12 protein-coding genes are annotated in these 18,315 nt (G+C 53.0%); 9 read left to right on the top strand and 3 right to left on the bottom strand.

The window, feature by feature from the left end; all coding sequences use genetic code 11:
- Positions 1-2 precede the first annotated feature (2 nt).
- The 7 genes from QNH46_RS03245 (at position 3) to QNH46_RS03275 (ending at position 13,272) form a co-directional block, all read left to right on the top strand.
- Positions 3-3,392, top strand: coding sequence for a tubulin-like doman-containing protein (locus QNH46_RS03245; protein WP_283926903.1), 3,390 nt, complete (start codon positions 3-5; stop codon positions 3,390-3,392).
- Positions 3,392-5,815 carry a transcription initiation factor TFIID gene (locus QNH46_RS03250; RefSeq protein ID WP_283926904.1) on the top strand — a complete coding sequence of 808 codons (2,424 nt, stop codon included), beginning with the start codon at positions 3,392-3,394 and terminating at the stop codon, positions 5,813-5,815. The genes QNH46_RS03245 and QNH46_RS03250 overlap by 1 nt, the downstream gene beginning before the upstream one ends.
- A gap of 97 nt (positions 5,816-5,912) precedes the next feature.
- The gene (locus QNH46_RS03255; RefSeq protein ID WP_283926905.1) at positions 5,913-7,199 is read left to right on the top strand and encodes a vWA domain-containing protein; all 1,287 of its coding nucleotides are present in this window, start codon (positions 5,913-5,915) and stop codon (positions 7,197-7,199) included.
- A gap of 30 nt (positions 7,200-7,229) precedes the next feature.
- Entirely contained in the window at positions 7,230-7,877 is a 648-nt protein-coding gene (locus tag QNH46_RS03260; protein ID WP_283926906.1) for a beta-mannanase, read from the top strand.
- 26 nt (positions 7,878-7,903) lie between these two features.
- Positions 7,904-9,166, top strand: a complete 1,263-nt coding sequence (locus QNH46_RS03265; RefSeq protein ID WP_155611789.1) for a TRAFAC clade GTPase domain-containing protein — start codon at positions 7,904-7,906, stop codon at positions 9,164-9,166.
- Positions 9,167-9,168: 2 nt separating this feature from the next.
- Positions 9,169-12,501 (top strand): GAP1-N2 domain-containing protein, encoded by a 3,333-nt coding sequence (locus QNH46_RS03270; RefSeq protein WP_283928338.1) that lies wholly within the window; start codon positions 9,169-9,171, stop codon positions 12,499-12,501.
- A gap of 174 nt (positions 12,502-12,675) precedes the next feature.
- Complete coding sequence (locus QNH46_RS03275) at positions 12,676-13,272, top strand: P-loop nucleotide/nucleoside kinase family protein (RefSeq protein WP_283926907.1); 597 nt, start codon at positions 12,676-12,678, stop codon at positions 13,270-13,272.
- Positions 13,273-13,408: 136 nt separating this feature from the next.
- On the opposite strand, the gene QNH46_RS03280 is transcribed toward QNH46_RS03275, so the two are convergent.
- Positions 13,409-13,612: a hypothetical protein gene (locus tag QNH46_RS03280; protein WP_283926908.1), complete on the bottom strand. Its 204-nt coding sequence runs from the start codon at positions 13,610-13,612 to the stop codon at positions 13,409-13,411.
- A gap of 50 nt (positions 13,613-13,662) precedes the next feature.
- Entirely contained in the window at positions 13,663-14,136 is a 474-nt protein-coding gene (locus QNH46_RS03285; protein WP_283926909.1) for a hypothetical protein, read from the bottom strand.
- Between the two features lie 302 nt (positions 14,137-14,438).
- On the opposite strand from QNH46_RS03285, the gene QNH46_RS03290 reads away from it, so the two are divergent.
- Both QNH46_RS03290 and QNH46_RS03295 read left to right on the top strand, forming a co-directional pair.
- The gene (locus QNH46_RS03290) at positions 14,439-15,410 is read left to right on the top strand and encodes a copper amine oxidase N-terminal domain-containing protein (RefSeq protein ID WP_283926910.1); all 972 of its coding nucleotides are present in this window, start codon (positions 14,439-14,441) and stop codon (positions 15,408-15,410) included.
- Positions 15,411-16,015: 605 nt separating this feature from the next.
- The gene (locus QNH46_RS03295) at positions 16,016-16,738 is read left to right on the top strand and encodes a hypothetical protein (protein WP_283926911.1); all 723 of its coding nucleotides are present in this window, start codon (positions 16,016-16,018) and stop codon (positions 16,736-16,738) included.
- 155 nt (positions 16,739-16,893) lie between these two features.
- Here the strand turns inward: QNH46_RS03295 and QNH46_RS03300 are convergent, their stop codons facing one another.
- On the bottom strand, positions 16,894-18,258 hold the full coding sequence (locus tag QNH46_RS03300) for an ammonium transporter (RefSeq protein WP_283926912.1): 1,365 nt from the start codon (positions 18,256-18,258) through the stop codon (positions 16,894-16,896).
- Between the last annotated feature and the right edge of the window lie 57 nt (positions 18,259-18,315).

An 18,315-nucleotide genomic window follows, 5' to 3' on the forward strand; every position in this document is an offset into this window, starting at 1 on the left:
ATATGAAACCGGTAGTCAGAGAGCATATCCAGCAACTGGACGTATCGCTAGGCGGAGGCATCGTCAGCGACAAAATCCGCGTCGATACGATCGACAATCCGATCCTCATCATCGGCCTGGGCGGCACGGGGATCGATGCATTGCTTCGCTTGAAATATCAGATCAACCGCCGCTTCAAGCTGCCGGAGGACCCGTTGTCCAAGAAGAAGCGCGAGAAGCCCGACAACGTGGAGTTTCTGGCGTTCGAGACGAACGAGCAGGATCGCACGAAGCGCTACAAAGGAATCGGGCTTGACCCGATCAATGAATTCGTCCTGCTGTCCAACCCGGAAATTGGCGGGCTGCTGCAGAACCGGAGCATTTTGGAGCCGTATATTACCGATTGGCTGTCCCCGGAGCTCAGCATCACCGACGGCATGAACGGGGCGGCGGGCGTGCGGCAGGCCGGACGGCTGCTGCTGTTCACGAAGATCAATCAGGTCGTACAGGCGATCGACAAGAAAATCAAAACGCTGTCGGTAGGCACCAACAAGAAGCTGATGGTATTTCTGCTGACCGGCTTGTCTGGCGGAACGGGAAGCGGCTGCTTCCTCGACATCGCCTATATCGTGCGCGGCATCATTGAGCGCGATCACGGCTCGGCCGGGATCGACCGGGTGAATACGCTCGGCTATTTGTTCACGCCGGACATCAACCTGTCCAACAAGAGTCTGAGCGAGCATACGCGCGAGTACATCAAGAAGAACGGCTACGCGGCGCTGAAAGAGCTGGACTACTGGATGAACGTGGACAGCCGCGGCGAGCGGTTCAAGCAGCAGTACGGCAACATTCTGACGGTTAACTCTCCATTGCCGCCGTTCAATCTGTGCCATCTTATTTCGGCGACGAATACCGAGGGCAAGCTGCTGGAGAACGCTTATGACTACTGCATGAACGTCACCGCCGAGAACATTACGAACTTCATGGCGAGCGAAGAGAAGCAGTCTGGCGAGGAGTTTGCGATCCACGACTATATCAGTAATATTCGCACGAACATCGCGCAAATGAACAAGATGTACCCGGCGAACTATGAATACAACATTATCGGGGCGTCCTCCGCGGTGCTGCCGATCGAGGAAATGACCACGTATTTGGCATACCGTCTGTTCGGCAAAATGGAGAAAATGTTCCAGCATGCGCCGAGCCAGGAGGACGTCGAGAAGTTTGCCCGCAAGCTGGGCATCGACCTTGAGAGCATGATCAAGACATTTGAGTCCCGCGTTCCCGAACCGCTGCCCGGCTACGAGAACAGCGAACGGCTGAGCTTCGCCAACGTGGTGAAATCCCAGATCGTGAACATGGACACGGAGCTGGAGCAGACCTTCCTGGCCCGGGCGAGAGAGGAATATATCAAGGCGAAGAAGCAGCTGCCTGGCGAGGTGCTGGAGCAGTTCAGCGAGCAGATCCGCCGTCTGTTCCTTCATCCGGAGCAAGGTCCGTTCTATGTGTCCCGTTTGATCTACACGGAAAAAGGCTTCTGCCTGCTGAAAATGCTGCTGTCCTACATCGAGACGCTGCGTGAGAACCTGCTGCGCATACCGCGCGACATCGAGGCGGCGCAGGATCAGGCGCACGAGAAGCTGGGCGACGCCAAGAGCGCATTCGTCTCCAAGGAGAAGAAGAAGAACGCTTATATCGAAGCAAAAATTCATGAATATTGGCTGCATGCGGACGTTGAGCGCACGGAGCAAATGATCGAATTTTATGAGGATCTGTATCAGCTGCTGAACCAGGAGAACAACCGGATTTACAGCGTGTTTACGGAAATTCTGAACGCACTGAGCTCGATTTTTGCTAAAAACGGGGACATCCTGACAAGCGGCGAGGAGCAGGTCGACCATAAAGGCAACAAAACGTACTACTGGAATATCGTCAGCGTGCCGGATATTTCCAGTGTCGTCAGCGGCATCATGGACAAGAAAGATGTCGACGATCTGATTCGCGATTTCTCCCTGGAGCTGCTGAATAATTCAAACCAATGGGTGAAGGAGCAGGAGATCGATATCGTCAGCTCCATCTCCGACTTCCTGAGCGAGAAATTTGGTGATCTGATTACGAAGTCGATGGAGGATTTCCTGGTCATTAAATACGGGCAGGACGAGTCGATCGAGAAATTCGTCGAGCGCTTCATTGCCAGCAAGCTGGATGAGGAGGCCGTTCCGGTCTTCCATCTGTCGAACAGCACGGGCAATCTGCATTTCCCTTCCTGGGGCTTCGTTTCCGTTCCGGTGCAGGCGCCGAGCATCCTCAAAGGGATTCGCAATTACCAGAACAATGCGGTCGGCAAATCCCATTTCACGGTCAAGGAAAGCGAAGTGAAGAACCGGATCTTCTGGCTGAACACGCGGAACGGGGTGCCGCTGTTTGTTTACACGCCGCTGAAGGTGTACGAGGAGAGCTATGAACGGACGATTCTCGATAAGGAAGGAATCGGACGCCACCTGGTGCAGACGGACAAGAACAACTGGACGTATCTGCCTTCGCCAATCCCGGAGAAATCCTGGGGCGACACGTACGTCAACTCGCGGGTGCAGAGTTATAACTCGCGCGTACGTGAGGAGTTTGCCAAAGCGCTTGAGCTGAAGGTCATCGTGGAAAAAGACGCCGACCACAATACGAGCAACCGCTATACGGTGGTGTTCACGAAGCCGTTCGATTTGGAGAGCAAGCTGGCTGCCTATGACATGCGCCTGGACGCGCCGAAGCCGAATTTGGGCGAGGTGAAGCGGGCGGCGGTTGAACTCAGACGCCTGCTGGCCGAAGGACTTCCGCAGGAGGGCGACAAGGACATTTTTGGCAGCATCAATGAGGAGCTGGCCAAGGAAAACCTGATCCGTACGCCGGAGCTGATCGCGCGCGTGCGGCAGGAGATCGCCAAGTACGACGAAATTGCGGCGATGGCGGCGAAGCTCGATGCGGTGCTGGAGCAGCACCAGGACGAGGAGAAGTGGCTGGAGCAGTTCATTGAGGCGCTCTATACCGAAACGATAACGAAAAAAGGCGCGCTCTACGTCTACGACCGCGATCCGGAGGAAGAGGCGTGGGAGCCGTTCGCCAACTTGATGAAGAGCCGCAATTACGTGGAATACGAAGTGTTCACGCATTTCCGCGGCTTGGACGAGAAGAGCCGCAGCGCCTTGATGCGCAAGGCATCGCGCCGCGACGCGGAGCTGACGGCGAGCGAGGATATCCAGCCGCTGCTGCAGACGCTGGATGAGCTGGCCGAACGATTCCAGGAGGGGCGGGACTCGCTGGAATACGAGAAGGTAGAGCTGGCTAACGGGGAAGAGATGTACCAGTTCTACAGACAGGTCGCCGCGAAGCTGAACGACATTCGCAGAAGGTTGAAATAATGATCAGGCAGAAGCTGGAGCAGTTCGCCGCTGACTATGACCGGGCGGAGGAGTGCAGCACGGGCCAGGGCGACGACCAGAGCAGCATTCATTATCCCGCAGTATTTCTGTTTATAGGCGACAAGAGCAAAGAAGCCGTTGAACCGATCATGCAGATGAACGAGAAAAAATGGGAGAACAGCGAGGGCCTGATCTACATTCACGTCGGGGCGAAGGATGGTCCTGCCGCTGGCCCGGCGGGGATACCGGGTGGGGCCGGCTTAAACAAGTCCGCTGCTCCTTCCTCACCACGTATGCTGCATTATCGCGTTCCGGTCACGGTAGAGGAGGGCGCGGCAGCGCCTGCCGCGCGCCGCGACATTTATCGGCAGTTCTATGAGGAGGCCGGAAGCCTGCCGGCGCTGAACCGGGTGCTGCGGCAGGCCAGCGGCGCTCTCGCCGAGTATGGGAGGCTGTACCCGTCCTTTGACCGGGTCCGCCTCTCGATCATTACGCGGGTCGATGACCCGCTTAATGTGTTTGTCCCGGAAATCTCGCTTCTGGCTGAAGCGATTTTCCGGCAGTCGTTCAAGGCGGTGCAGCTTGATCTTTACGCCTTGATCAGCGAGCGCGAGAGCGCGGAGGCTTTTGGCTACAGCAGCTCGTTGGGCGTGGCGTTTCTCCGCGAGCTGGAGCTGATGCAGGATTCGAATTACGAGTTCAGCGCACCGCTTCACGTAACAGAGGACGGGATTTCGATTCCGGTTACCCATTCGCCGTCCCCGCTGTTCGATCTTGTCTACGTGCTGTCGGACCGGGATGAGCGGGGAATCGCTTCGTTGAACGGCATGCAGAGCTGCTACGAGATCATCTCGCATATCAGTCTGCTGAAGAACAGGCATCAGAAGGAACAGGCCTGGGGTGCGAACAACCCGGCTTACAATAATACTTCGTTCAAGAACAATATCATGACGGAATCGGGGCGTCAGGGCTTAGTTTCCGCCGGGTTATCCCGAGTGAAACGGCCGAACCAGTCCATCGCCCTTGCCGTACTCTATCACTTCTACCGCGGTTTGCTGGAGCGGATGAAGCAGGAGCCGCCGCTGACTGCCGCCGAGAAGCTGAGCTTCTTCGGTCTGGATGGGGCCGCTCTGGAGCGGGCAACGGCCGGTATGCTGCCTCCTGAGGAAGGCTTGAGTGAGATGCATGGCCTGATGACGAACGATGTCAGCTACGGGGCCGTGCGCAAGCTGTCGCTGAAGGAGGCGGAGGAGACGCTGTTCGGCGGCGGCGGTGAGGCGTTCTTCCGCCGCAACTTCGAGGAGGAAGCCGCTCGCCATTTGAAGGAATTTGAGGCGGCCAAATGGCTCGATCAGGCAGTGACGCGTTCGCTTGAACAGCGGCCGGATGTGCAAATCTATGCTTTGGCCGCCTGGACGGGCGACGGGGACGGAGATGCGGGCGTTGCCGCCCACCTGCTAGGCAGCCGCCGTGAAGCGGAGCTGCTGCTGGCATCGGCAAAGGCCGAATTGGAGCAGTTCCGCCAGGGCCGGGTGGAGGAGCAGTCTTTTCCGCGCGTTCCGCTCATGGACCGGCATAATTTACGCAGCCTGATCCGCTATTTGTTCGACAATGTGTATTCGCGCAAGCGGGATATTCTGCTGCTGGAGACGCGGCTGAAGCTCATCGCGAAGCTGGAGGATGTGCTGCAGGAGCTGCACGGCCGATACCGCGCCGAGATTGCGCAGCTGGAGTCGCTGGAGCGTGAGCTGCGCGATACGGCGCTGGGCAGCATCAGGACGGCGGACGATTATATCGGCCAGAACATCATGGAGTATTACGAGCGGGTGACTGCCGATTTGATGGAGCAGTGGGAAGCGAAGCGGGGACGCCATGCGTTTTTTGCCGAGGGAGCACTCGGCGATTCGCGCCGCTTGATGGAGAACGGTCCGGAAGGGCTGGCGGATCGGCTGATCGAGGTCTGCAAGCAGACGATTCTGGCCTCGCCGCTGTTCAAGCGGACGTTCGAGGAAGAGCTGCTGCAGCGGGCCAATGTGACGGTCGAGTACGGCAACAAGACGGTTCTGACCAAGGAGGAGCTGTTCAAGAAGCTGTACCGCATTCTGGAGGACAACGCCGCGATCCAGGTTCGCTTGTACGATTACACGCAGGAGCACCGCTACGAGGAGAAGTACGTGTTCGGCGACTATACGAGCGAGCTCGTGCGCCATATTTTCCAGGCAGACGAGACGTCGCGAATTTACAAGCTGGGCTGTGTGCACGAACAAAGAAGCAGCGGCCTGGAGAAGCTCAATTTGATGGGCGGCTTCCACATTGAGGACTTGATGTATTACCTAAATGGAAAAGTCTATTATGAAACTTATTCGCAGAACGGTTATGAATTTCACGGAATAGACCGGGCTTTGCTGCCCAAGCTGCGTTAATCGCCTGCGTAGAATTGCTGTGCTCCCTCGGATGGCGTTAACGCCATGCCGTAGGGGGGGCTGGCATATTATAAAATTGTGGGAAGGAAGTACGTGTATGCAGCGTAAAATGAACTGGCTGTTGGTGCTGTTCAGCCTCATTGGCGGGGCCGTCGGATTCGTGATTGGCGAGGTGCTGCTGGGCCAGCTGTCCGGCCGGATGCCGGGAATTCTGCTCATTGGACTCTATTTTGGCATTCTCGCCCTTTCGATCGGCCTGTTCTGCCTGATTGCGGAAATGATATCGCCGCGGCTGAACGGAGCATCCTGGCGGCAAAGATATATGGGCACCTCCTGGAAGCTGCTCGTTCCGGCTACGCTCGTGATGCTGCTTCTGGCAGGTACGGCGTTCGAATTCATTTATGAGCTGAATGTGGGCCGCGCTAAGACGGTAAAAGACATCGTGCTCATCATCGACAACTCCGGAAGCATGATGGAGACGGACCCGGACGATCTGCGCTACGAGGCGGCTAAATCGTTCGTGGATCAGATGGACAGCAGCAAGCAGGTGGCGGTTCTTGTGTTCAATGACCAGCCCGAGCTGATCCAGCCTTTTGTCCGCGTTCGCGACCAAGGGGTGAAGAACGAGGTGCACGCCGCGATCGACGCACTGGAGCCGACGAATTTCGGTACGGATATTGCTCTGGCTCTGGAATCGGGGATGGAGCAGATCAAAGGGCTGAATAGCTCCAGCGGGGCGATGGCGGTTCTGCTGTCCGACGGCTTCAGCGACGTGAATACGGCGAAAGTGCTGGCCGATTACCGGAGCCGGGGAGTCGCGGTGAATACAGTGGGCCTGGGATTAAGCCGATATGGCAATTCCCAAGGTGCAACCCTGCTCAAAGAGATCGCGAGTCAAACCGGCGGCCGGTATTATGACGAAGCGGATGCGGCCAACCTTTCTTTCGTCTTCCAGCAAATTTACGACAATTTGGACGAACGCACGCTGGTGACAGAACGCACCGGGTTGATGGCCCATAGCACCTATTACATGATCCTGAGAATCGTGCTGATCCTGGCGCTCGGAGCGCTGCTGGGCTTGTCGCTGGGCCTCATGTTCGATAACCGTTATTTAGCCAAAAGCTTCACGATCGGCGGGGCTGTGGCTGGCCTGCTTGCCGGTCTGCTGCTGGAGTTCGGCCTGGACGGCTCGCCTGTCGGCGACGCGATGCTGCGGCTGCTGGCCTGCCTGATCCTGGCTGCGGTGATGACGGTGTTTACGGTCGTCGTGCCGATGAGCGAGAACGGAGCACGCACCGGCATTCGCCGGAGAGGCGCCGCTGTCCGGGATGCGGCTGCGGGGTATACGGAGCCGGCGCGGGATCGGCGCAGCAGAGGATTCTAAGGGATTTTAAAGGCATAAGGGGGCATAGCAATGCGTTTTATTGAAGCAGAGGAAGGCTTGCCGCTGATCACGCAGCTGAGCTACAAGCTCGATGAGGATCAATGCCTGCTCCGCTGGCAATGGCCCGAAGGCCTGCAGGCGGTCTATATCGACGAGAGAGCGGCGGACCGGGGCATGTACGGGGAGAGCGATCATGCTCCGCAGCCTGAGGGATTGAGGCTGTATACCCGCGAGGAGTACAAGGCGGCAGGCGGGTACCGCGACCGGATCGACCAGGTTGGTCCGGTGCGCTATACCGTGTATGCCTGCATCATGGAGCACGGGGAGAAGCTGCTCATTCGCCAGCCGGGAGCGGAAAATACGGTGGAGATCAGTACCGGGCGGGCGAAAATCCGTTATTCGATCCGGCAGAAGAGCAGCCTGCTGCGCAAATACAAGACGGTGCAAATTTCGGTGCTCGCCGAGGTAGAGGTTCCTAAGGAAGCGTTATGTTATGTGAAAAAGCAGGACAGCTATCCGGCCAGCATCGAGGACGGGACAGTGTACCCTTTTCTCCGGGATTTCCCGGCGGGCAGATCCACGCTGCCCGTTATCGAGGTCGGCAAGAACGATTACGTGCGGCTGTTCTTCACAGACGGCCGCAAGTACGGCCGGTTCTTCGAGCTGATTCCCGAATAAGCACTGCAAGAGAGGAGGAATGAACGATGGGCTTGTTTGATTTGTTCAAGAGAAAACCGCAGGCCGAGCCGCGGCCGTTGTTTTACGATATTGTCTGCCCTTACTGCTTCAGCAAGTTCGCGCCGGACGATGTTGTCTTCCGGGCAACCCATTACCGCGAGGATGACGAGGATTATGCGCTGCGCGAGGACGAAGTGCTGAACAGATACCGGGAGCGGTTCGGGCTGGACATCGTCTATGACATGGAGGCCGTGCTGCGTCCCCAGGACGTTCCGCCGGAGCATCTGATTTATTCCGATCATGTCCTGATCGGACTGAACGACCGTTATGGCGAGGTGACCCGGCGCAGGCTGTGCCCGAGCTGCCATAACGAGCTGCCGGTGACGGCGGGCAAAGTGCCGAGCAACATCATTTCGATCGTCGGCGCCTCCCAGGTGGGGAAATCCGTATATATGACCGCATTGATCCATACGCTGCAAAATACGACGGCTGACCATTTCGACGCGGCCTGCATGCCGCTGAATGCGGAGATCAGCCGCAAGTTCCGCACGATGTACGAGGAGCCGCTGTTCGAGCGCGGCGACCTGCTGGCCTCCACGCAGAAGGAGAAAATGCAGGAGCCGTTTATTTTCCAATTCGTGTTCAAGGATGAGTCGAAGCCGCCGCTGACGCTGGTCTTCTTCGACGTCGCCGGGGAAGGGATGGTGGATCAGGACTATCTGGGCCTGCAGGGACAGCATATTAAAAATTCCTCAGCGCTGCTGTTTATGGTCGATCCGCTGCAGATCCGTTCGATTCGCGAGAAAATCCGTATCAATGTCGGCGACAAGCCGGGCGAATGGGTATCGCAATATGATGAACCGCGGGACGTTGTGCTGACGATGTTCGGGGATTTCATCGCTTACGAGGATCAGGGCAAGACGGATATTCCGACCGCCGTCGTGCTTACAAAAAGCGACATGCTGCACGCCTTGAAGGATGAAGAGGGCGAGTATATCAAGTCCAACAGCAATATTTTTAACAATGCGGTGCATCGCAAATATTTCAATTTGACCGAGTTCGAGAACATCGACGGGGAAATTCGCCGCTTCATTGAGAAGGTCGATCGGCCGTTCAAGGGTACGATGGACGTGTATTTCAAGGACACGGGCTATTTTGCGGTATCGGCGCTGGGCAGCAATCCAGTGGATCAGAAGCTGCAGGACGTGGTGCAGCCGATCCGCGTGGATGAACCATTCATTTGGCTGCTGTATAAGCTGAAGTATATTGAGGGGAGAGAAATGTCTTGAGTATGAAGCGATTATCTCCCGATTTGATTCAGCAGCAGATTTATACCCGTGAACGCAGCGGGATTTTTCGGGCGACGGAAGGGTTTGACACGGTAGCGGCTTCGGACGGACTGGATGCGGTCTTTATCAAAAAACAGCTGCATCCGTTCTGCGGCTACGATGCGCCCGCGGAGCTCGTCTCCCGGGGCGAGAAGGACGATGCCAGCTATCCGCCCGCAATCCATCTGTTCCATACGGAGAGCGGCGATACGGTGCTGGGGCGCAGCGTGTATCAGTCGGCGGATTTCACCGGGCTGCGCAGCGCCTTCCTGACGCATAACTACATCATTCCGGCCGCGCGGCAGGATGAAATCGTCACTCATTACCGCGACTATGTTGAAGCAGCGTTCGCGGAGAGATACGTCCCGGAGATCGGCCGGCAGCTGCCGGAGCTTGAGCACATTCCGCAGAACCCGCGTTATGCGCAGGAGGGTCTTTCGCGCCTGATGGCCGAGCAGCTGCTGCATGAGCTGAAGCTGGACGAGAAAACCTTCAAGCGGCTGTTGTTCGCGGTCATGACCGCGGTAGGCGAGGGCCGGAAAAAGGTTTATGTCGCGCTGGACGTGCCGGCGGAGCAAATTTCGGCAGCGGCCTCCGCGCTCGTTCAGGTGCTGTACGCCTGCCTGCCGTTTGAGCAGCGCCGCCGCCTCGGCTTCATCACGTATGCGAAGGAGCCGCAGAGCCGCAAGTTCATCCATCTGCAATTTGTGGAGCGCGGCAGCATTCGGCCGAACGACCGGGAGATCGAGAAGGACTATGTGTTTGATCTCGCCACCGGCCGCGCGCCGCAGGATGAGCTGGAGGAAGGAAGACAGCCGTATCTCGAAATGGTCTGGAAGGCGATCGGCGATTTGGAGCGGCTTCAGGCGTTCCACCGCTTCGCGGATGAGATGCTGGCGGGCATGGAGCCGCAGCGGCGCCTGCTGCTGTCCAGCTATCATGAGCTGGCTGTGTTCTACCAGATCGAGGCCGGAAATTGGGACTTATACGAGGCTCATAAAATCACCGTGCTGCGGGGCTTGCTGAGTTATTTGGAGCCTGCAGGCGCTCTGGAATCGCGTATCCAGCTGAACGATATTTTCCTGGCTGCGTTTGACCGGGAATTCGATGCGGTGAAGCTGCGGAGCATGCCCGACCTGGCCGTCGTGGAATGCTTCAGGGACTATTATCGCCTGGAGAGCAGAAGCTACGGCATCAAGCTGATCAATTATTTGATCTATGCGATCGGCAATGCGGTTATGGGGGACAAGCCCGACCTGGCCCGTTCGCTGTACGCTCTGGTGGAGAGCCAGCCGGAGATGAGCAAGACCTTTTTTGACCATGTTCTTAAAAATAGCGATCTGGAAAGCTCACTATTCGAGCCTTACATTCGCGCCAAGTTCGAGGAAGCGCCCGGGTCGCGGGAAGTGCTGAACGTGGTGCACGGCTGGGCCGTCGCCCATCCGGGCGTGCTGCGGAACGGGGCCTTCAAGGAATACGCGGTTGCGGCTCTGGCGGACAAGCTGAAGCAGGAGCAGCCGCTGCTGCCGGCGGTACATATGGCGCTGGAGCATATCCGCAAGTGGGGAAGAACCCCGGTGACGGATCGCGGCATGACATTGGCCGATTCCGAGCTGGCGGAGGAACTGTCGCTTGCGGCCAAACGGGTGCTGCTGGATGAGCTGGAGCTGGATCAGCTGACCCGGGAGCAGGTTGCCGGAGCGGAGTTTCTGGCCCGGCCGGATGCCTTTGCCGGGCTGCTGCTTGAGGGCAGGCAGCGCAATCATGTCGATATGCTGCAGGCGTTGTATGAATGGTTTGCCCAGCGAGAGGCTGCGGAGGATATTTTTGAAGGATTGCCTGCAGCGGACGTGGAGCGGCTGCAGCAGCTGGGCAAAAAATGGCTGCAATCCACGGTTGAGCTGGCCCAGTTCGGCAAAATCGTACTGGCCTTTTATGACACCAAGGCCGGGCAGGTCGATTACAAGGCACTGCTGGATTACCTGCAGCGGAATGCGACGGACCCGGAGCGGATTTACGAGTTCATGCTCTGGTCGCAGGGACAGCCGCAGTTTGCCCATGGCCGCGGCATCGTTACTGGCTACACGGCGGCGCTGCTGAATTATTTTAAAACCCATGACCGGAACGCCTTCAAGAACAGGGACTACCGGACCCGCTATTTCGATAAAGCGGGAGCGCCGCTGGCCGCCGTATTTGCCAAAATACGCCTGGAGCTGTCCTCGCCGTTCAAGCGATTTCTGGCACAGAACGGGAAAAAAGTGAGAATGAGCGCGATGATTCTGCTGGCTGGTCTAGTGGTCATTGCAGGGATTTTAATCGTCATGCAGCAGCAGGGCATGCTTGGCGGCGCCAAACCGCCGACCGAGGCCACCCCTCCGCCAGCTCCGGTTGAGCCCGAAGTGCTTGTCTATGCCGACCAGGTGACAGGCACCGACGGCGCGGAGACGACCTCGCTCGTCTTCTTGTTCGCCGGGGCAGAGAAGTGCAAGACGTTCGATCCTGCGGCATTGTCGATTGAAGCGCCGGATCAGACCGTTCAGCAGTTTGCGAATTTGAAATTTGACGCTTACTGTGTGGATGGAACCGGCGCTGCCGGAGACTCGGCTGGGAATGGTGCGAGCAGCGGGGCTGTTGGTGCGGAATCGGGCGGCAGTGGTGATGGAAGTGAAGGGGCCGGGACTAGTGGCTCTGACGGCGCTGGCAGCACTAACGGTTCGGTAGCAGGCAATGTTGGCTCGGCGACGAATGGGGGAGCAGGCGCCGGTACAGCTGCGAATGGTGGAGCAGACAGTACCGGGGGCGGTGATGACGCAGTGGGTAATGGCGGAGTTGGCAATGATACTGCGGACAATACTGTGACAAGCCATGGTGCGGCAGGCTCCGGAGATTCGGCGGGAACAACGGATGGCTCTGCTGGGAACGCTGGAGGACAAGGAGCCGTGACTCCGCAGAATGGCCAAGGTGGCTCAGGTGTTCAATCTGATCAGGGAGCTGGAACAAGCGGTCAAGCCGGGACATCGGGAACGGATGCATCGGGGAACGGCCAGACTGGTGACCCTAATGTAACGCAACCAGGTGGAACTACTAGCGGTACTCCAAATGGCGAGACGAAGCTCGTATACTCTTCCCGAGTTACAGTCTCTTTAGGCCAGAATGTAAACGTTCCTGTGGGCAGTCTAATTAAAGTAGGCGACCAGCAATATACGGTCATTACCCGCGAGGAAGCGGAGGCCAGGGCGGGACAGAGCAGCCAGATGGAACCAGCACAGCCGCAGTCTGAAACAGTTCAGCCTTAATCTTGGTAAATCCGTCATATAGATGAAGCAAATCAGCCTAACGTAATGGAGTGAAGAATTCGCAAACAGCGACCTAGGAATAATGTCAAAAGGACAAATACAGTGCTTGAAGCCGTTGTCTCCATAACCGAGCAATGGTACACTGTTTTTATCTAAAAGTTAGGGGGACTTGGAGTGCAGAAGCTTGTTTTTTTTGTAGGAGTAGCTGGTACAGGGAAAACTACAGTTGCCCGCAAGATCGCTGACCGGATTCCGGCGGCTTTCCTGGATCGGGATACCGTAGGCGGAAGATTCGTTGAGAAAATTTTGGAGATGAACGGGCTGGACGTGAACGACCGTGACTCCGATTTCTATAAGAAGCATCTCCGCGATCTGGAGTATGACACCACCAAGGATATTTGCATCGAGAATCTGGCCGCAGGGCAGAACGTGTTCATGATCTCTCCCTTTACGGCTGAATTGAAGAACAAGCAGTGGATCGAAGACGTCATCTCCGCAGCGGGTCTGACGAAAAACGAAGTTGACGTGAAGGTTATCGTCGTCACGCTAAGTGACATGGAAACCCAGAAGCAACGCATCATCGACCGTCAAACCGAGCGCGACACCTGGAAGCTGGAGCACTGGGACGACTTCAAGCATCGTGTTCAATTTGTTCCTGAGATTAACTGGGACATCCCGAAATCGTCTGTGCTTGTATTTGACAATAGCGGCGACTTGACCCAAGAAAAAGTTGATTCCGTGTATGAGTTTGTGAAGGCTACTAGCCGTTAAGTAAAGCAGGATAACGCTGCCCCTAGGGGTGGCGTTTTTTTGTCGGGGTAGGAGATAAGCAGTATATTTACCAATATTTACAAAAAAGAGATGAAAGCCCATCTACCTCAAATTGCTGGAAGAGTGGGCTTTCACATTATTTATGTTTACAAGTCACTTTAACTCCAATACCAGTCCAAGTGTTTTGCATTTCCGGAACTCCACCGGCTTCTTTACAGTCCATTGCCAGTTTATCTGCAAACGCTTGGTTCTTAATATGCGCCCTGTTTACAAAGATCGTTGCAATTATGACTACACCAATAAAGACGATTCCCCAGAATGTTAGCATTTTTTTATTCATATCAAATTCCTTTCACCTTACTGTTTCTTCTATGCGCTTGATATCTAAGATCAGGAATCTGGAAAGGGAAGAACTGTTCTCTCCTGAATGATCTGGAGCAGCCAAATGAAGTACATAAAAACAGCGGTGCAAACGACCAGCTTGCTCCAAAAAGGATAATAGGCATTTGTAAATATGAGGAATATGTGATACAGAAACGCTAGATATAGTAATACCATTATAAAATTAATCATCTTATTTTTCGTAAAAGAGAAGAGCTCCCGTATTACTATGCGCTGATGACGATATTTATCCGAGAATACAGTGATTGGCATGATGGCAAGGTGTAGTACAAGATGAACGATAAATATAGCAATCGGAAAAAGTATAAGGTCTAAACCCAGGGCTGCGGCATTATCGAACTCAATGCTGGACTCTAATACCTGTCTACGCAAATCAAATGTAGATAATCTCATATGAAAAGAAGCAAAAATGGAAAGTAGGGAAATAGCTGCTGAAACAATCAGCCAAATGCTCTTTTTCAACAGTACACCTCTTCGTTGGTTCTTAAATGGGATTTCAAACCATTTTATAACATTATACTCTAAAATACAAAAAAGAGGGCTGCAGCCCTCTCGCACACCTTTACTTACTTCGCCGCATGGCCTCTTCTTTTTGCGAGACGTGCAAGCCGTTGTGTTATCCTCTTGATTAATGATGATTTCAAGACATAATTACCAAAAGATAAATAAAATTGATTTAATTAGAAACAACTGGTTGTTATTAAGCGTATAAGAACTAGAGAAATATTTTTGTTTGTTAAATAAATTTAGGGAGTTTTTTTTGTTTGTATACTGTTGTCAAAAAATCAACGCAGGTACTCATGAAAAGTCATGAGATGGTTAAGCCGTCAAGAAGTAAACTAATGTTGTCATTTCTTGTATTTATACTAGGAGTGATTGGGGCGTCCAATAGCTTTGCTGCGGAAAATACCGAAGATCTTAATACACCCGTAGAAATTGTTGTAAATGGGGAATTTATTTCTATTGATGCATCACCTGTTTTTGATAACTCGTATTTATTGGTTCCAATTCGTGCTCTTTCTTCTCTGGGTTTATCTTATGAATGGCATCCTTCGACAGGTAAGGTGAGGATTTACGATCATTTGCAAGGTGTTTTTTTGGAAATTACCCAAGACAGCCGAACCGCACATAGGGACGGAAAAACTCTCGAAATGACAATTCCGGCTCAAAACCGAAATGGTCGTATAATGGTTCCCCTTCGTTTCATTTCAGAAGCTTTCGACTACAAGGTACAGTATGAAACGATTCGCAAAATGGTTTTCATCTCCTCGCCGGGGTATGAGTTTGACCAGTCTTTAATCGTTCAGGAGAATTTGCAGGCTGCACGCAAAGCAGCCATTGCCTTGCCGATCAAGTCCGATTTCAAAGTATTGGGCTTTCCAACAAGGCCTAACCATGCGTATGTTTTTATTGCAGGAAGAGCAGATATGTATAAATTCGATGATCAGTACACTACTTCATTTGTGGAGATTAAAGATGGAGAGGCGAAGCTTATTGCACAATATGTATCTGGACCACGTTCAACTTTTTTGCATAAGGCAGGTAACATTAAAATCTTTGGGGAGCCTCTGATGCAGCAGTATTATGGCCCTCCGTTTAGCAATCCTGTATCTTTTGTTGCATTGGGAGATGGAACATCTATTACCGGATACTACGAAGGAGATGAGCCACATGACTTTATAACTCCAATTACTTTTTATTCCGATATCATTCAGGAGGTTCCCGGAAATAAGTGATCTATTACTAATCCAACTACTAAGATTTTTAGTAGGGTAAATTACATAAGAAGGGGGCAGCCCCGCTTCTAGAGCATAAGTATGCTCCCCTCTGCAACTGGATTTCTGCCTTTGGTGAACCTACATCATTTAGGAAGTCAGGAATAACAGTTGTCGCGGGAACATTACGTACTTGTCCCAAACTCCTTTTAATAGTTCAACTGATATAAATGGATTTATAGTAGTTAGTTTTTGTGTTAAAGAAGGGGAAGTAGATTTAAATGTATTTCATGTCGTTAGAAGAAGGGTAACTGGCCAATATGGACTGGTTTCTTGATTTTAGCAACATATTATCCACCTAATTTCCAGGATCAAGCGTTTAGAGCATAATTTAGATACATGAATTCCATTTAGTGTCCGACAACTTATTTATAAAAAATGGGATCAGGCAGGAGGAGAGAAAAGTGACTTAGAAATAACGAAATACTTTCTGAAAGAAGTGGGGCGGCCACTCAACTATCTATAATGACCTTGGGGCAGCCTTTTCTATATATAAAATTCGGGGGGGATAGCTCCACCTAATGGAAACAAAACAAATGAGGTGAGTTAAAATCAAGGCCGCTAATTTGTTACTTTCATTCTTCCTGCTAACTCTTCTTTTGGGCTGTGAAAATGATAACCGAGCCAATTATGAAAATCTAAATACATCTAATAGTTATATTGATTCTAATATACCAATTAAAGAATCTTCGAAGTTTAAAACTCAATTTCTAAACACCGAGTTCTCCAACATAATTACGTTGGATTCAGTGAATAAAGATGGTACTCTCAGAGCCCAAACAAACACTGACTTTGGAGAACTTATTGTAGTAGCGAATGGAAAGGAAGAAGTTGGTCATCTCAATGCCCCAAGTGTCGCAGGGTTAGAAGGGGATTTGACATTCCAAGGTAACTATACCGTGATAAATATAATTGATGGAAAGAAGCATGAAGTAATGGAATTAAAAGAAATCACTTTTATTCAACAATCTGATAGAGTAGTCAATTTCGATAAGGTAAGTTTTAACGATGCTGACGTTTACTTCCTAACCCCACAATATACATCAGGTCATGGGTTAAATGCCTATGCAATTGCCGTAAATAAAAGTAATGGAGAAGCTATATCTCTTAAATTTATTAAAAATGATACTACAACCGATACATTAAATTACGCTAACGATCAATTACCGGTTAATGAGAATGAATTTTTAAAGGTAGTACCTGGTATTTCAGCTGGTACATCTGAAGAAAATGCAGACATTACGTTTTATAAATTAGATCTAACGAATAAATATTTTATTGCTGAATAAGGGATACATCTCTGAGATGCATCCAATTTGATTTTTTGGTATATGAGGGTGGTTATGCAAGTATCCGTATTGCTTGTGATCATAATGCTTACATAGTGTGAGGACATTCTCTTCCAATAAAAAGAGGGCCGCAGCCCTCTCGCAAATCCCATCACTCACTCCATCGCCGCAGGTCGCGCTACTAGGATATCCTGGCCCGCATTCCCATCGTTCTCTCTATCCTTCACGGGCGATCCGCCTGCCGTCTTCATTCTCCATTTCATATGCTCAGGATAACCATAGCTTCCATGCTCGCTCAGATCGAGGCCCATGGCCTCTTCTTCCTGCGAGACGCGCAGGCCCATCAGCTGCTTCATCACCCATAGAATGGAGAAGGAGAGGATGAAGACGAAGGCGAACGTGCCGAGGACGCCGAGGATTTGCACGCCCAGTTGCCCTAGGCCGCCGCCGTAGAACAAACCCGCTTGGCCGACCCCGGTCAATTCTACCAGTTTCGGTGTGGCGAACAGACCAGTGGAGATGGCTCCCCACACTCCAGCAATGCCGTGAACCGAGGCGGCAGCGATCGGATCGTCAATACCTGCCCGTTCAATCCATCGTCCTGCAAAAAAGGTGATGATCCCTGCCACGGCACCGACCAGGATGGAAGCCCAGGTGTCGACGAAGGCGCAGGACCCTGTAATGGCAACGAGTGCGCCCAATACGCCGTTCAACATACTCGGGATATCGGATTTACCCCGAACTAGCCAAGAAATGAGGAGAGCAGTAACACCGCCAGCTGCGGCAGCCAAATTTGTAGTCATTAGGACGTACCCGAAAAATCCATCATTTAACGGAGTTAACGCGCTTCCGGGGTTAAAGCCAAACCAGCCGATCCACAGAATAATGACCCCTAGTACGGTGATGACCTGGTTATGCCCCGGAATGCTGTTGGGCTTCCCGTCTTTGCTGTATTTGCGCAGTCGGGGCTTCAGCAGAATCGTCGCGGCCAGCGCGGCGGTCGCTCCTGTTAGGTGAACCACGGTAGATCCAGCATAGTCCTGCATCCCAAGGCTGCCTAGCCAGCCACCGCCCCATACCCAGTGGGTGACCATAGGGTAAATAACCACTGAGAAAATGATCCCGAACACGATATACACGCTGAGCTTCGCCCGCTCCGCCATCCCGCCGCAGGCAATAGCCAGTGAAACCGCGGCAAAAGCCATCTGGAACAGAAACATTAAATTCAGCGGTACACCGATGTCGGCCAGCACGCTAAACGAACCGCTATCTCCTTCTCCCCCGAATAAAAAACCTGCCGTTCCCCAAAAGCTGTTTCCGTCGCCAAAAGCGAAACCAAAACCCAAGGCCCACCAGGACAGGATGGCCACGCCCAGCGTCAGCACCGTCTTGCCGGCAACATGTCCGGCGTTCTTCATTCGTACATTCCCTGCTTCCAGCAAAGCAAACCCGGCCTGCATAAAAAAGACCAGCATCGCGGCCAGGAACACGAACAGCGAGTTGAATCCAATTTCCATCATGTTACCCACTCCTCCAAGTCATAGTTACTATTTCCCTAAAAAGGTTAATGAAATTAT

The sequence above is a fragment of the Paenibacillus woosongensis genome, from assembly GCF_030122845.1.
In the GTDB taxonomy this organism is placed as follows: Bacteria; Bacillota; Bacilli; order Paenibacillales; family Paenibacillaceae; genus Fontibacillus; species Fontibacillus woosongensis_A.

Coding starts and splice junctions, on each gene's coding strand:
- QNH46_RS03245 (WP_283926903.1), top strand. CDS start 3: ATGAAACCGGTAGTCAGAGAGCATATCCAGCAACTGGACGTATCGCTA.
- QNH46_RS03250 (WP_283926904.1), top strand. CDS start 3,392: ATGATCAGGCAGAAGCTGGAGCAGTTCGCCGCTGACTATGACCGGGCG.
- QNH46_RS03255 (WP_283926905.1), top strand. CDS start 5,913: ATGCAGCGTAAAATGAACTGGCTGTTGGTGCTGTTCAGCCTCATTGGC.
- QNH46_RS03260 (WP_283926906.1), top strand. CDS start 7,230: ATGCGTTTTATTGAAGCAGAGGAAGGCTTGCCGCTGATCACGCAGCTG.
- QNH46_RS03265 (WP_155611789.1), top strand. CDS start 7,904: ATGGGCTTGTTTGATTTGTTCAAGAGAAAACCGCAGGCCGAGCCGCGG.
- QNH46_RS03270 (WP_283928338.1), top strand. CDS start 9,169: ATGAAGCGATTATCTCCCGATTTGATTCAGCAGCAGATTTATACCCGT.
- QNH46_RS03280 (WP_283926908.1), bottom strand. CDS start 13,612: ATGAATAAAAAAATGCTAACATTCTGGGGAATCGTCTTTATTGGTGTA.
- QNH46_RS03300 (WP_283926912.1), bottom strand. CDS start 18,258: ATGATGGAAATTGGATTCAACTCGCTGTTCGTGTTCCTGGCCGCGATG.